This window comes from Variovorax rhizosphaerae (assembly GCF_037889975.1).
GTDB lineage: Bacteria > Pseudomonadota > Gammaproteobacteria > Burkholderiales > Burkholderiaceae_C > Variovorax > Variovorax rhizosphaerae.
On the sequence record NZ_JBBKZT010000007.1, the window covers coordinates 335,105 to 349,408 of the forward strand.

The 14,304-nt window shown below is 65.5% G+C and carries 14 protein-coding genes; 8 read left to right on the plus strand and 6 right to left on the minus strand.

All coding sequences use genetic code 11. The features are described 5' to 3' along the window. Positions 1-11 precede the first annotated feature (11 nt). The 4 genes from WKW82_RS17110 (at position 12) to def (ending at position 4,450) form a co-directional block, all read left to right on the plus strand. The gene (locus WKW82_RS17110) at positions 12-1,109 is read left to right on the plus strand and encodes a cell division protein ZipA C-terminal FtsZ-binding domain-containing protein (protein WP_340343509.1); all 1,098 of its coding nucleotides are present in this window, start codon (positions 12-14) and stop codon (positions 1,107-1,109) included. A gap of 97 nt (positions 1,110-1,206) precedes the next feature. After that, entirely contained in the window at positions 1,207-3,291 is a 2,085-nt protein-coding gene (gene ligA / locus WKW82_RS17115; protein ID WP_340343510.1) for an NAD-dependent DNA ligase LigA, read from the plus strand. A gap of 90 nt (positions 3,292-3,381) precedes the next feature. Further along, positions 3,382-3,876 carry a hypothetical protein gene (locus WKW82_RS17120; RefSeq protein ID WP_340343511.1) on the plus strand — a complete coding sequence of 165 codons (495 nt, stop codon included), beginning with the start codon at positions 3,382-3,384 and terminating at the stop codon, positions 3,874-3,876. 34 nt (positions 3,877-3,910) lie between these two features. After that, positions 3,911-4,450: a peptide deformylase gene (def, locus tag WKW82_RS17125; RefSeq protein ID WP_340343512.1), complete on the plus strand. Its 540-nt coding sequence runs from the start codon at positions 3,911-3,913 to the stop codon at positions 4,448-4,450. A gap of 5 nt (positions 4,451-4,455) precedes the next feature. Here def and WKW82_RS17130 read toward each other — a convergent pair whose 3' ends face one another. From WKW82_RS17130 to WKW82_RS17150, 5 genes are all read right to left on the minus strand, one after another. After that, positions 4,456-5,352 carry an HpcH/HpaI aldolase/citrate lyase family protein gene (locus WKW82_RS17130; RefSeq protein ID WP_340343513.1) on the minus strand — a complete coding sequence of 299 codons (897 nt, stop codon included), beginning with the start codon at positions 5,350-5,352 and terminating at the stop codon, positions 4,456-4,458. A gap of 8 nt (positions 5,353-5,360) precedes the next feature. Further along, positions 5,361-6,464, minus strand: coding sequence for a cysteine protease StiP domain-containing protein (locus WKW82_RS17135; RefSeq protein WP_340343514.1), 1,104 nt, complete (start codon positions 6,462-6,464; stop codon positions 5,361-5,363). Next, the gene (locus WKW82_RS17140) at positions 6,454-7,239 is read right to left on the minus strand and encodes an HAD family hydrolase (protein WP_340343515.1); all 786 of its coding nucleotides are present in this window, start codon (positions 7,237-7,239) and stop codon (positions 6,454-6,456) included. The genes WKW82_RS17135 and WKW82_RS17140 overlap by 11 nt, the downstream gene beginning before the upstream one ends. A gap of 82 nt (positions 7,240-7,321) precedes the next feature. After that, positions 7,322-8,542: a phosphoribosyltransferase domain-containing protein gene (locus WKW82_RS17145; protein ID WP_340343516.1), complete on the minus strand. Its 1,221-nt coding sequence runs from the start codon at positions 8,540-8,542 to the stop codon at positions 7,322-7,324. After that, on the minus strand, positions 8,532-9,551 hold the full coding sequence (locus tag WKW82_RS17150; RefSeq protein ID WP_340343517.1) for an ATP-grasp domain-containing protein: 1,020 nt from the start codon (positions 9,549-9,551) through the stop codon (positions 8,532-8,534). Before WKW82_RS17150 ends, WKW82_RS17145 begins: the two co-directional genes overlap by 11 nt. Positions 9,552-9,763: 212 nt before the next feature. On the opposite strand from WKW82_RS17150, the gene WKW82_RS17155 reads away from it, so the two are divergent. Next, positions 9,764-9,925: a hypothetical protein gene (locus WKW82_RS17155; protein WP_340343518.1), complete on the plus strand. Its 162-nt coding sequence runs from the start codon at positions 9,764-9,766 to the stop codon at positions 9,923-9,925. A 507-nt stretch (positions 9,926-10,432) separates the two neighbouring features. Here the strand turns inward: WKW82_RS17155 and WKW82_RS17160 are convergent. Continuing rightward, positions 10,433-10,837, minus strand: coding sequence for a DoxX family protein (locus WKW82_RS17160; protein ID WP_340343519.1), 405 nt, complete (start codon positions 10,835-10,837; stop codon positions 10,433-10,435). A gap of 119 nt (positions 10,838-10,956) precedes the next feature. On the opposite strand from WKW82_RS17160, the gene WKW82_RS17165 reads away from it, so the two are divergent. The 3 genes from WKW82_RS17165 (at position 10,957) to WKW82_RS17175 (ending at position 14,097) form a co-directional block, all read left to right on the plus strand. After that, positions 10,957-12,000, plus strand: coding sequence for an amino acid ABC transporter substrate-binding protein (locus tag WKW82_RS17165; protein ID WP_340343520.1), 1,044 nt, complete (start codon positions 10,957-10,959; stop codon positions 11,998-12,000). Between the two features lie 65 nt (positions 12,001-12,065). Continuing rightward, positions 12,066-13,001 carry an amino acid ABC transporter permease gene (locus WKW82_RS17170; RefSeq protein ID WP_422823504.1) on the plus strand — a complete coding sequence of 312 codons (936 nt, stop codon included), beginning with the start codon at positions 12,066-12,068 and terminating at the stop codon, positions 12,999-13,001. A 58-nt stretch (positions 13,002-13,059) separates the two neighbouring features. Next, a complete protein-coding gene (locus tag WKW82_RS17175; protein WP_340343522.1) occupies positions 13,060-14,097 on the plus strand; it encodes an amino acid ABC transporter permease in 1,038 nt (345 codons plus the stop codon). The last annotated feature ends 207 nt before the right edge of the window (positions 14,098-14,304 follow it).

Below are 14,304 nucleotides of genomic sequence, written 5' to 3' on the forward strand. Positions count from 1 at the left end.
TGGGGGCACCAATGAGCAACCTCACAGTTGCTCTTGCCATCCTGGGCGGCTTGGTGCTCGCCGCGGTGATTGGCTACAACGCATGGATGTCGCGCCGCAATGCACCGAAGCAGCCCGACGCGGCGACACAGCCGGCACCGTTGGAAGGCGCGCCGCAGTCGAACCTTGGCACCGAACCGGTGCTGCATCTCGACCCCCATCACGTCCCTGGCAGTGATCGGCATGAACCCCTGTTCGATCCCGATCTACCGCCGCCCAGTGGCCTGACTTCCTCCACGGCCGACAAGCGCGGCGGCCTCGATCCGTTGATCGACGTGATTGCGCCGGTGTCGCTCGACGGCCTGGCCTCGGGGGATGCGGCATTGGCAGCCATGCCGACGACACGTCGCGCAGGCAGCAAGCCGGTGGCCGTCGAAGGACTCAACGAATACACGGCGAACTGGGAGCAACCCGTGCCCGGCCAGCGCTATGGCGCGTTCCAGGTCGGCGTGCAGTTGGCCAACCGCACCGGCGCGCTCAACGAAATCGAGTACTCCGAATTCGTCGTCAAGGCCCAGGCCTTCGCCGACATGGTCAATGGCGCGCCCGAGTTCCCCGAAATGCTCGACGAGGTCGCGCGTGGCCGCGAACTCGACCAGTTCGCCAGTGCGCACGATGCCCAGCTCGGCTTCGTGTTGCGCGCCTTGCATGCCGCCTGGAGCCCGGGATATGTGCAGCAAAGCGCGGCGCGGCACGGCTTTGTCGCCGGCATGATTCCGGGCCGCATGGTCCTGCCCACGAGCGAACCGGGCTTGCCGCCGATCCTCGGCCTCTCGTTCGACACCCAGGCCGCGCTCGCCGACGACCCCGCGCAGTCCGCCATCCGGGAGCTCACGCTGAGCCTCGACGTGCCCCAGGTCGACCGCAACGAGCGCCCCTTCGAACGCATGCGTGAAGTGGCCGCGGCATTGGCGCGCGAGATGGACGGCGTGGTGACGGACGGTGACGGCCAGTTGCTGCGTGACGAGATCATGGACGTGATCGGCACGGATCTCGAGCAGCTCTACGACATGCTCGATTCGCGCGAGCTCTCCGCCGGTTCGGCACTGGCGCGGCGGCTTTTCAGTTAGGCCGTCGCGAGCGGGTGGCGGCCGGCTTCGACGTCGTCATGCCGCAGCACCGCGGCCACGCCCTGGATCCCCGAGAAATCTTGCAGACGATTCCGACATGACCCCACCCATCAAGCAGTCGGTGACCGACGAGGCCGAGAGCCTGCGCTCCGAGCTGCGCCACCACGCGCATCTCTACTACGTGCTCGACGCGCCCGAGCTTCCAGACGCGGAGTACGACAAGCTGTTCCAGCGCCTGCAAGCCATCGAAGCCGAGCATCCCGAGTTGCGCACGCCCGATTCGCCGACGCTGCGCGTGGGTGGCAAGGTACTCGACGGCTTCGTCAAGGTGCGCCATCAGGTGCCGATGCTGTCGATCCGCACCGAGACCGACATCACCGCCGACGGCGCCAGCGCCTTCGACGCTCGCGTGCGCCGTGAACTCGGTCTCCCCGAGGATGCGCCGCCGATCGAGTACATCTGCGAGCTCAAGTTCGACGGCCTGGCGATGAACCTGCGTTACGAGAACGGCGTGCTGGTGCAGGCCGCCACGCGCGGCGACGGAGAGGTAGGCGAGGATGTCACGCAGAACATCCGAACCATCCAGCAGATCCCGCTGCGCCTGCAGGGCGATGCGCCGCCCGTGGTGGAGGTGCGTGGTGAGGTCTACATGCGCCGCGACCAGTTCGAGGCGCTGAACGAGCGCCAGCGCGAGAAGATCGCCGGCGGGCAGAAGAACGAGAAGGTGTTCGTCAATCCGCGCAACGCGGCCGCCGGTGCCGTGCGCCAACTCGATCCGGCGATTGCCGCAGCGCGCCCTTTGAGCTTCTTCGCCTACGGCCTCGGCGAAGTCACGCTGCCCGAGCAAGGCGGCCCGGATTGCGCGACGCAGTTCGACTGGCTGCAGCAGTTCGCGGCATGGGGATTCCCGGTAGCGACTCAAACGCAGCGCGCGCTCGGCGCCGCAGCCTTGGTTTCGTTCCACGAGGCGATGGGCCGCGCGCGCGATGCCTTGCCCTATGACATCGACGGCGTGGTCTACAAGGTCGACAGCCTGGCGTTGCAGCGGCAACTCGGCTTCGTCTCGCGCGAGCCGCGTTGGGCAGTGGCGCACAAGTACCCCGCGCAGGAGCAACTCACCGAGGTGCTGGCCATCGACATCCAGGTTGGCCGCACCGGCAAGTTGACCCCGGTGGCCAAGCTCGCGCCGGTGTTCGTCGGCGGCGTCACGGTCACCAATGCCACACTCCACAACGAGGACGAGGCACGCCGCAAGGACGTGCGCGTGGGCGACACGGTCATCGTTCGGCGCGCTGGCGACGTGATTCCAGAGGTGGTCGGCGTGGTGCCCGAGAGCCTCGCCAAGCCGGCCGACCAACGCGGCGCCATCTTCACGATGCCGCACAAGTGCCCGGTCTGCGACTCCGACGCGGTGCGCGAGGAGGGCGAGGTCGACTACCGCTGCACCGGTGGCTTGTTCTGCGGCGCGCAGCGCAAGGAGGCCATCCTGCATTTCGCGGCGCGCCGCGCGGTGGAGGTCGAGGGGCTCGGCGACAAGCTGGTCGAGCAACTGGTCGACGCCCACCTGATCCGCACCCTGCCGGACCTCTACAAGCTCGGCTTCACCACGCTGGTCGGGCTCGACCGCATGGCCGAGAAGTCGGCAAAGAACATCGTCCAGGCGCTGGAGAAATCGAAGAAGACGACACTGAATCGCTTCCTCTTCGGCCTCGGCATCCGGCATGTCGGCGAAAGCACGGCCAAGGACCTGGCCAAGCATTTCGGCAAGCTCGACGCGATCATGGATGCCAGCGAAGAGCAACTGCTCGAAGTCAACGACGTCGGCCCGGTCGTTGCGCAAAGCCTGCGCACCTTCTTCGACCAAGCCCACAACCGCGAAGTGGTCGAGCAACTCCGTGCTTGCGGCCTCCATTGGGAGGAGGGCGAGCCTGCGGCGCGCGCGCCCAAGCCGCTCGCGGGCAAGACCTTCGTGATCACCGGCACTCTTCCTACGCTGGGCCGTGATGAGGCCAAGGACAAGTTGGAATCAGCCGGTGCCAAGGTTTCCGGCTCGGTCAGCAAGAAGACAACTTATGTCGTGGCAGGTGCCGAGGCGGGCAGCAAGCTCGACAAGGCCCGCGAACTCGGGGTCGAAGTGATCGATGAGGCACGGATGCTTGAATTGTTGGCAAAGCCGGACTGAGGTTTACCTCGGGTTTACCTCGCGCCACCGCGGCGCAGTCAACACTGATCGCGCCGGGCCGTTGAACAGGTTGACCAGGAGGCATTTGCCATGAACAGAATTCGATTGCTTGGGTTGTGGGCTGCGATGGGCGCCATGGCCGTGTTGACCGGTTGCGTTGCACCGGGCTATTACTACGGCGACCAGGGCTATGCACAGCCGGGCTACGCGCAACCCTACTACGCCGACCCCGGCCCGGTGGTCGTGGCGCCGCCAGTGACGGTCGGCGTCGGGGTGGGTGGCTATTGGGGCGGCGGAGGTGGCTACTACGGCCGACCTGCTCCTGGCTACTACCCCCCTGGCGGTTACTACCGGCCCGGCTACGACCGACCCGGCCCGCATGGGCCCGGACCCGGAGGGCCGCGTCCCGGCTACGCTCCGGGCGGCGGACCGCACCCGGGCATGGTTCCCGGTTTTGCGCGACCTGTTCCCGGTGCCGGGCCGGGTGGGCCCAGGCCAGGCGGCCCGCGGCAGCCGGGCTGGCAAACAGGCGGCGAGCGGGTCATTCACGGCCCGGAGGGTGAAACAAGGTCAACCGGCCCCTGATGCCTGCGCACCTGGCGCTCGCGATAATTGCCTGATGACTATTCGCGAGATCCTGAAGATGGGCGACCCGCGCTTGCTGCGTGTTGCCCAACCCGTTCCAGCATTCGACACGGACGAATTGCACATGCTCGTGCGCGACATGTTCGAAACCATGCATTCGGTGAATGGCGCCGGACTCGCCGCACCGCAGATCGGGGTCGACCAGCAGCTCGTGATTTTCGGTACCGACGCGGTCAATCCCCGCTATCCGGACGCACCGCTGGTGCCTCGCACAGTGCTGCTCAACCCAGTCATCACGGCGATCGGCGAGGAAGAGGAGGAGGGCTGGGAGGGCTGTCTTTCAGTGCCCGGCCTGCGCGGCGTCGTGCCGCGCTTTGCGAACATCCGCTACACCGGCTTCGACCCGTTCGGCGACCCGATCGACCGCACCGTCAGCGGCTTTCATGCGCGCGTGGTGCAGCATGAAGTCGACCACCTGTTGGGCAAGCTGTACCCGATGCGCGTGCGGGACTTTTCGCGCTTCGGTTTCACCGAGGTGCTATTTCCGGGGCTCGACGCCAGCCAGGACGACTGAAAGCGCTATAGCGCCAGCATTTCGCGCTTGGCAATCACCTGCCTTGCCCAGTCGCGGTGCACCACGGCTTCGTACATCGTGCCGTCATGCTTGAAGACGGCAGGGCAATCCGGCTCCATCAACCGGCGCGCAGCAATCAACTCGCTGGCGCTTACGTGAAAAGCCGCCTCGATGGTCGCGATCTGCGCGGGGTGGATCGCGGTCTTGCCGCAGAAGCCGAAGGCCACATCGCGCTTGGCCTCCTGCGCCAGCACGTGCTCGTCCTCGATGAAATCGAACACGGGCGCAGTCAATGCGAATCCCAGGGGCTTGAACGTGAGGATGAGTTGAGAAAGCAGGCTGCCCAACGGCGTGTCGTACAAGGTGAAACCGCGCGTGCGACGCAATCCCAGCAAGCGCAACAGGTCGCTGCCGCCCACGCGCAGTGCCAGGATGCGCGGCTTCCACTCCTTGCGGCAGAGCGCCAGGGAAAGTTCTCGCATGGCGTCCTGCTCGAAGACCTCGGATGTTTCCAGCGTCGGCATGAGCCAGAAGTTCCTGGCCTTCAGCAGGGCCTGGTATTGCGGCAGCACGGCGAGCGTGAACTTCGGCAGCACGAAGCCGTCGATCTTCTCGACCCCTGGCATGTCCAAAACGCGCGCCATCACGGCCGGATTGCGCACGCGCACGAAGCGCAGCAAGTCGCTGCGCATCTCGATCGGGTCCAGCGCCCGAAGCACAGTCGCCAGGTTGGCCAATGCGCCTTCCAGTTCGCCATCGGCCACGGCATCTTCGGTGCACGCGATGACTGAGCGCAAGGTAGGTAGTTCGCGGCCGGAGAGGACTGCGGCCAACTTCGGACGGGTCGCTGGCACGTAAAGCGAAGCTCCCAGATGTGGCGTACGGGCAGTGGCGGGTTTCATACGAGAAATCAGTCCTCTCCAAGTGTCTTGATGACGGCGACTGCACGCACTTGCAGCCCCGGGTCCAGTTCGATGGGCACGTGGGCCCGTTCAGCCAACCACGCCAGATGCGCTGTGGCGGGTTCCGTGCGGTCGCGCAACAGCAGCAAGCGAGGCACCCGGCGCAGCAGAACGCGGGTGGACTCGCCGATGCCTGGCTTGATCAGGTTGATGTTGGCAATGTCATAAGTACGGGCCAGCCGTTCAAGCAGGGCGTGCGACTGCCCCCGCAGGCGCGCGGCGTCATGCGGGGGCAGGGGCTCCGCCAAGTAGCGATCCGCGTCGCCATGCAAGGCTTGCGCGATGCGGTCGATGAACCAGCGGGAGCGATCCTGTGCCTGCCACTCGGTGTAGAGCAGGCACCCATGGAAATCCTGGGGGCCGATCTGCTCGTTGAGAATCGAGCGGCTCACCAGACCGGACACCGTCGAGTTGAGCACGGCCGAAGGAATCAGGTAGTCGTCGGACGAACCCGCCGCACAGGCCTGTCCGGCGAGGTCGCACAGCACGAACAGTTGCGCCGGGATGGCCAGGCTGCGGCTGGCATTGAACGATGCCAGCGAGCGAACGAGTTCGCGCGCAATGGCGCCCTTGCCGGTCCAGCCATCCACGAAGACGATCGACTCCGATGCATGCCTGGACAAGATGAAGTCCAGCGCAACGGCATCCACGCCACGGTCACGAACGATGGAGACGGAATAGTGCGAGGCGTCGATGCCGAAGTACCTGGCCAAGGTTCGACGCAACAGCACGCCAACCGGTGTGCCCGCACGAGCGAACGACACCAGCGTGATGTTCCTCCCACGCGCTTTCACGATGTGCCGCGCAAGTCGCATGAGGTCGCGCGCCATGGTTGCCGCGTTGCTTTCCACGGCCTGCTCGAACAGCGAAAAATATTCCGGGGTTGGCAAATGCTCCCGGCCGATCATCTCGCTGTAGTGGCGTTGGCCGGTCTGGATCAGGCGTTCCTTTTCCGCGGTGTCGGTGATGGGCGCCAGCGTGAGGGGCTTGAGAAGGAATCGAACGTCCTCCGCCGCATAGCTGCCATGCAGTGGCACGCGGTCATCGAGCATGCGCGCGCTCCTTCCTGCCCGCCATCCGATTCCCGAGTTGCGTGCCGCCGGGCGTCATGCTGTAGTCGCACAAGGCCATGAATTCGGCATCGCTGAAGCTGTCCCCGAAGCCGACGGTCACGATCTCGCCGTGCGTCGCGCGCAAGCGGGACAGCAGGAAGGCCAAGGCCGCGGACTTGTCCAGCCCTGGGGGCAGCAAGGCGAGGTTGTTGGCGTTCTGATGGCTGCGAAATCCGGCATGCGCCGCCAACCACGGTTCGAGCACGTCTTTGCCGAGTTGTGCCAATGCATCGACGTCGTGCTCGCGGTGCTTGGCGACCACGTACTGCGCCAATCCTCCTTCTTGCGCTACGCGCGCCCACGCGTTCAGGCCGCGTGCTTCTATGGCAGATTGCAGCAGCGCGCAGGCTTCTTCCAGCAAGGGCGCGGCCGGCGCCAGGACCTGCAGCATGTGGGCAGCCCAGTGGGCGTCTTCCTGGCCCGCCGCGTCCAGGAGCACGCCGCCAAAGCTCAGGATGGCGGGGCCGGAAAACGACAGCAAGACCCGGCGATAGGCTTCCACGCTGCGAGCGGTCACTGGCACCAGCTGGGCATCGCGCATCAACCAGGCCAGCAGGGCGCGCTGCGGACCATTGCTGTACGACACGACCTCGCCATTCCTGAGCAGCGCCGCGGGCTGGGAGTCAGGACCTGGCACACGCTTGCGTGCACTGGAAAACAGCGTGTCGTCCAGGTCGCTGAACACGAACACGGGCGGGTGGAGGGCGTCGGTCATTTGCTGCCCCCACGCTTGGCACTGCGTGGCCCCGCTGCCCCCAGCAGGCGCGAGTTTGCTTGAGTGCACCCTGGCGCGGCGCTCACGCGCTGATCCTGCCGTTGAAGCCGACACTGCGGGCACCCAAAAGCCGCAAACTGGTGGCGAGGCTGCCGTCGTCGCCATCGTCAGGCGATTCATGGCACAGCAGCACTGCCCCGTAGTCCTCGGCCTTGAAGTTGTAGAGCGCGTTGGGGATGCCTTCGCCGTACAGGTCCGGCAGGGCCAGCCGCGACCCGATGCTGGCGCCCACGAGCACAGGGGAGCGTGTGGTGGACTGGATGCGAACTTCCAGGCCGGCATCTTCCAACGCGGTGCCCAGAACGAATGCGGGATGCATGAACTCGCCGCTGCCCAGCACCAGCACAGGCTTGTCGCGCGGCAGCGTCCCGACCAGTCCGGCAACCAGCGACGTCGGCACCTGCAGGAACGCATCGATTCCCATGCGTGCACTGGCGCCGCTGTTGTAAGCGCGGCGGCAATTCATGTCTGCTTGCGCGGCGGGTGGTGGCGGTGCCTGGAAATCGGGGTTGTTGGAAAACGTGAACTGGCCTTCCACCAGGGCGGGAAAGCTCACCCGCCTGGGCGGCGCCCCTGCAACGTCCAGAAGTGCCAGCTGTTCGCGAAAACGCGCCTGGCCCGGCTCACCCATGAAGTTGCTGAGCGACACGGCAGCGATTTCCTCGAGCGCCGGATTCTGTGCGCTGTAGGCGGCGATCAAGCTGAGGTAGGTGTCGCCAGTGCTCAATTCATCGTCTACCAGAACCAGCAGCCGGGCACGCTTGAAGATGGCGGCCCAGTCCTCGCGCTCCGGTACGTGCAGGCGCAGGTTCTGTGCATGGCTATGACGCTCCAGGAAGGGCAGCATTTCAGCGCCCGACAACGGGTAGCGGGTGGTTTGCACGTAGAGGGCGCTTCCCGGGCCGAAGCGCTCGAGGTACTGCTCGAAGACGCCCTGTCCGAGTCCGGTCGCCGTCTCGGCCAGACCGATGAACAAGGCGGGCGCGTCGCCCGGTGCGGCCAGTTTGGCTGCCAGCGCCACGTGCGCAGCGCGCATGGTCGACGGCTTGCAGGGCCAGTGCTTGCCCAGCACCTTGCTGACGAACAGGAAGCCGCGCTTGGGGTTGTGCCTTGCTGCAAATCCGCAGAGCTCATGCAGAGGCCAGTCCGCACGGCGCAATGACACCTTCAGCGACCCGGTTGGCAGTTCGACCTGCGCTTGCATTGCTTCCGGCATGACGGCGGCCTGGTTGTTATTGCGCATGGCTGGTGGGCAGGCTGATGGCGACGGCAACCTCGGTGACGCGCTGCCCGAGACGGGCCCGGGGGATGGGGAGCCCGTCGTATCCGTCGACAAAGCCACGCAGGGCGAGGTAGGGCAAATTGATGCCGGACAAGCAGCTCATGGCCACGCCACCCGACGCCCGAGGGTTGATCTCCAACAGCTTGGGCTGGCCGTGGGCGTCTTCCTTGAACTGCACATTGATCATGCCGTTCAGCCCGAAGCGCTCGACCAGGCGTTGTGCGTAGCCGAGCAGCAGCGGGTTGTCGTCGAGCAACTGGGTGTTGCTGAGGATGGCCTTCTTCCGTACGACACCGGCTATCCAACGCCCATGGTCCGCGATGCAGTCCACGCTGAATTCGTGGCCGGGCAGGTACTCGAGGACTTGCTGCGGCGCGCAAGTACCGTCTTCGGCGACGGCCTTGCTGACCCATTCCGACAGCGTCAACCCGCGCAACGGCCTGCGCGTGTCACCGGGATGCATCAGGCGATAGAAGCCCTTGCCATAGACCGACACGGTGGGCTTGATGCACGCGCGGTGGCCTTCTGCCCAGATCGACTGCACTGCTTCGGGCAGCTTGCCCGGGTCATCCAGGTCGACCGAGCTTGCGAGGAAATCCTGATCTGCCAATTGCCGGTATACCCATGACTTGTCGTGCAGTCTTGGCAGGGTTTCGGCATTGGCGGGTGCCAGCAAGCGTATGCCGTGCGCCGCGAACATCTGGCTGGAATCGATCAAGGCGGCCGTTTCGTGCCCTGGGACGATGAGATCGATGCCTTGCCGGGTCGCAAAATCCAGGCACCAGTCGCGATAGGCATCCGCGTCGAGGCCGACGGGTTCCAGCTGCGATTCGTCGGCTGCTGCAAAGCCTGTGAACCATGTGTTCTTGTGAGTGCAGATGAGCGTGAAGCGCCGGGCAGTGTCGGCTTCCCTGATCAGGGACAGCACACGGTAGGCCAGGGCAAAGGGACGGTTGAACCAAATTCGCATTGATGGTTTCGACAAGGGGAAAGATGCGGCTAGAGGCGGTGCGCTGCGGGGGAAATATGCCGGCCTGGTTGCCGCGTGTCTGCGTCATGCAAACGGTGTCGGCACACCACGGCCCATCGCGGCTGCGGACAGCAAACATGCACTGGCGAACCGCGAGGCCAGGAACTGGCCAGCGGACTCAATACGGGTGGACGGACTCAGGAATCGAGTCCTTGCTGGAAGTCACCGGGCCCTGCGAGGGCGCCGTGCGGGCACGCCTGAAGGGCGCGCAGTGGGTATCGGTCGTGCGCTACGCGGCGCGGGTTTCCGAGCCGAACGCTCTCATGGCCGTTGAAGGCATGCATGATCTTGTCTCCCTGAGTTTTTCTATGTGAACGCCGAACGCGTTCCGTCAAAGCTTACTACGCTCGTAGTAATTTGCCCTTGGTAATCCCCCCAAGAGCCTGGGCCCTTCGGCGTGGAAGGAGGATGGCTTTCTCTGAAGGCGACGTGGCTTTGCCGGATCCATTCGATCCCATTGGGAGCGGGCCGGGCGTGGCCCCGCCTTTGGGGCGAAGAAGGGTTGGAGATGTCGTAGTGAGAGCGCCGCGGTCGGGTCTGCGGAGCGCAAGTCGCAACGCGGTGCGATGACAAGCGCAGATGCAGCAGAGGCTGACGCCGCGAAGCGCTTGTCATGCCGGAGCTGGCACGGCTGGCCCGGAATCGGTCGCCGCAGTAGAAGGATTCGCGTCTCGGGAGTCGATGTGGCTTTGCCGTCTCGACGCAATTTCCCGCAAAGGCGGGCGGGCGCAACTCGGCCTGGGATTCTCAGGCCGAAGTGGCTTTGCCATGTCGACCAGATCCCCTTTGGGGCGGGCCGGGCACCGCCCGGCCCTGCAAACTCAGTTGTACTTCCCGCTGGTGCCGCCGACGCTGAATCGGCCGGCGCCAAGGAATGCCACGGCCAGTGCGCCGAAGAGGAACATGCCCTGGAGTTCCAATGCCCATCCGCCATTCTTTCCAAGCGACGCGATGTCCTTCATGTGGACCAGTGCGATGGCCACCAGCATGTTCACCACGGTGATCCACGCGGCGGGCCGGGTGTAGAGCCCGACGATCAGCAGCACTGGCGCGACGATCTCGCCAACATAGACCAGGTAAGCCAGGACGGTCGGCAAACCGTGCGCGGCGAGCATGTTGGCGATGCCGCCAACGCCCGTGCTGAGCTTGGCGACGCCGTGCAACAGGATCAGGACGCCCAGGGCCAGGCGAAGAATCAGCTTGCCAGTGTCATCGGAACGGATCATGCAAGAAACCTTTTTTGACGGAGTTGAAGATGCGCGCGATTGTCTGTCAGTCGCTTCGCTTTTGCAGCCGCCGGGGGCATCCCCGTAAACTGCCCGCTACTGACAATTGAGGAACCTCCATGAACCATCGTTTTCGACCCGCCCTCGCCGTTGTCTCCGCGGTGGCGGTCACCCTTTCGCTGGCTGCCGCCGCGCCCGCCTTCGCCGGCAAGACACTGGACGCCGTCAAGGCACGCGGCACGGTGAAGTGCGGCGTGACCAATGGCGTGGCCGGCTTCTCGGCGCCGGACACGCAAGGCAACTGGTCGGGCCTCGACGTCGACACCTGCCGCGCCATCGCGGCCGCCGTGCTTGGCGATGGCAAGAAGGTCGACTTCGTGCCACTCAACTCGCAGCAGCGCTTTGCCGCCTTGCAGGCCGGCGAGGTCGACATCCTGGCGCGCAACACCACCTGGAACCTTACGCGCGACGCGTCGCTGGGCTTCAACTTCACCACCATCAACTACTACGACGGCCAGGGCTTCCTGGTGCCGAAGAAGATCAAGGTGACCAGCGCCAAGCAACTCAAGGGCGCGACCATTTGCACGCAGTCGGGTACCACCAACGAAAAGAACGTGGCCGACTGGTCGAAGGCCAACAACATCCCCGTGAAGACGGTGGTGTTCGAAAGCTTCGAGGCTTCGTTCAAGGCTTTCTTCGCAGGTCGTTGCCAAGCGTTCACGACCGACACGTCCGCACTCGCGGGTCTGCGCAACAAGGAAGCCACCAACCCCGACGACTACGTGATCCTGCCGGAACTGATCTCCAAGGAGCCGCTGGCGCCCGCGGTGCGCCGTGGTGACGACGAGTGGTTCGCCATCGTCAAGTGGGTGCCGAACGCGCTGATCGAGGCGGAAGAGGCGGGCATCACGCAGGAGAACATCGATGCACTCAAGGCGACCAGCAAGGACCCGGCGCAGCAACGCCTGGTCGGCAGCGGCGATGACTTGGGCAAACTGCTGGGGCTGGACAAGGAATGGTCGTATCGCGCCATCAAGGCCGTGGGGAATTACGGTGAGATTTTCGAGCGCAACGTCGGGCCGAAGTCTGTGCTGAAGCTGCCGCGCGGCGCCAACAACTTGTGGAACAAGGGCGGCATGCTCTACGCGCTGCCGGTGAAGTGAGCGGCCTGGCGCCGGGCAGTCGGCGCGCGACGTGGCTCGCATGGGCGCTGCAGGCGCTGTTCGTGATGGCGGTGGTGGGCGGTGCGTTCTGGCTGGTTCAACACGCACTCGAAACACTGCGCGCGCGTGGCGTCCGATCGGGTTTCGATTTCCTGTGGGATGCGGCGCGCTTCGAAGTGGCAGAAGGCTGGCTGGACTTCGAAGGCAGCCAGCCGTTGTGGCGGGCATTTCTTGCAGGACTGATCAACACGGTGCGAGCCTCGGTGCCTGCGGCAGTGCTCGCCGTGGTGCTCGGCACGCTGCTGGGCATCGGGCGGCTGGCGCCCCACAGGCTGGTGCGCTGGCTATGTGCGTTCTACGTGCAGACGGTGCGCAACGTGCCGTTGCTGCTGCAACTGCTGATGCTGTACTTCGCCATCACGCACCTGTTGCCCGATTCGACGGAGGCCATCGAATTGATGCCCGGCGTCTGGCTCAGCAAGGGCGGGCTGTCGATGCCCTGGCCGGTGAGCGAGCCGGGCAGTTTCTGGCCCAGCCAACTCGACTGGCCGGAACGCGGCAGCTTCAACGTGACTGGCGGTGCGGCGCTGAGTCCCGAGTACCTGGCGGTGGTCCTCGCGCTTGCGCTCTACACCGCTGCCTTCATCGCGGAGATCGTGCGCGCGGGCATTGGTTCGGTCTCTGCGGGACAGAAGCTGGCGGCGCAGGCGCTCGGGCTCACGCCGGGGCAGCAACTGCGCATCGTCGTACTGCCGCAGGCGCTGCGCGTCATCGTGCCTTCGCTGACCAACCAGTTGCTGAGTCTGACGAAGAATTCCTCGCTCGCGGTCGCGGTCGGCTATCCGGAACTGGTGTCGATCGCCAACACCTCGCTCAACTCGACCGGCCGCGCCTTCGAATGCATTGCGGTGATCATGGCCGTGTATCTGGCGTTGTCGTTGCTGACGTCGGCGGTGATGAATCGCTACAACGCGCGCGTGGCGTTGCGAGGGTGGCAATGAGCGCCGCGCCGAGGTCCGAAGGCGCTCGCATCGCAGTGCGCAGCACGAAGGTCTTCGCATGAACGTGGGGGTGCGCGCTGAGTTGTTCGGCTCGCCGCTGCGTGCTGCCGCGACGCTGCTGTTGCTGGCGGTGTTCGCATGGGCCGGCGTGCATCTGTTCGACTGGGCAGTGCTGCACGCGGTCTTTCGCGCGGATGCCGATGCCTGCCGTGCTGCGCAGGGCGCCTGCTGGGGCGTTGTTGCAGAGAAGTGGCGGCCGATGCTGTTCGGGCGCTATCCCTATGCGGACCAATGGCGTCCGGCCGTTGCGGTGATCGTGCTGTCGGCCACCACGCTGCTGAGCGCCTGGCCCCGGTTCTGGCGCTGGTGGCTGCTGCCCGTATGGGTGCTGGCCCTGGCCATGTTCGTGGTCCTAATGCGTGGTGGCGTGTTTGGTCTGGCGACGGTGCCGACGAGCCAGTGGGGCGGCCTGCCGTTGACCATCGGGCTGGCGGTGGTGGGCTTGGCGCTTGCGTTCCCGCTGGCCTTGCTGCTCGCGCTGGGACGGCGCTCGTTGTGGCCGGCGGCGCGAACGCTGAGTGCGACGTACATCGAACTGGTGCGCGGCGTGCCGCTGATCTCGGTGCTGTTCATGGCCTCGTTCCTGCTGCCGCTGCTGTGGCCGGCTGGCTGGCAACCTGACGTTCTGGTGCGCGTCCTGGCGGGCCTCAGCCTGTTCGTTGCGGCCTACCTTGCCGAGATCATCCGGGGCGGCCTGCAGGCGGTGCCGCGCGGGCAGACCGAGGTGGCGATGGCGTTGGGTTTCGGCCGTTGGCCGGTGCAGCGCGACATCATCCTGCCGCAGGCGCTGCGGCTCGTGGTGCCCGCGTTGACCAACAGCGTCGTGGGCACGCTGAAGGACACCTCGCTGGTGACGGTGGTCGGGTTGTTCGAACTGACCGGGGCGCTGGGCCTGGCGCTGGGTGGCGACCCGACCTGGCGGCCGTTCTACCTGGAAGGCTACCTGTTCCTGGCGCTGGTCTACTGGGTGATGTGCTTCGGGCTGTCGCGCTACAGCGCCTGGCTGGAACGACGGCTGGGCGCGGCGCAGCGCTGACCGCGCCTGCTCGTAGACGATCACGCCCTTGAGGCCGTTCTCGGAGATCGAGGTCTTGCGGCGTTTCAGCCGGAACACGCCGATGCCGTTGCGGCTGCCGTTGGTGTTGTGTTGCCTTCGACGGTGGTCAGCGTTGCCGGGGCCGGAAGAATCCCCCGGGAGCCTTGGTCCCGAAAAGGACTTCGACTTCCGCACTGCCGACCTCCA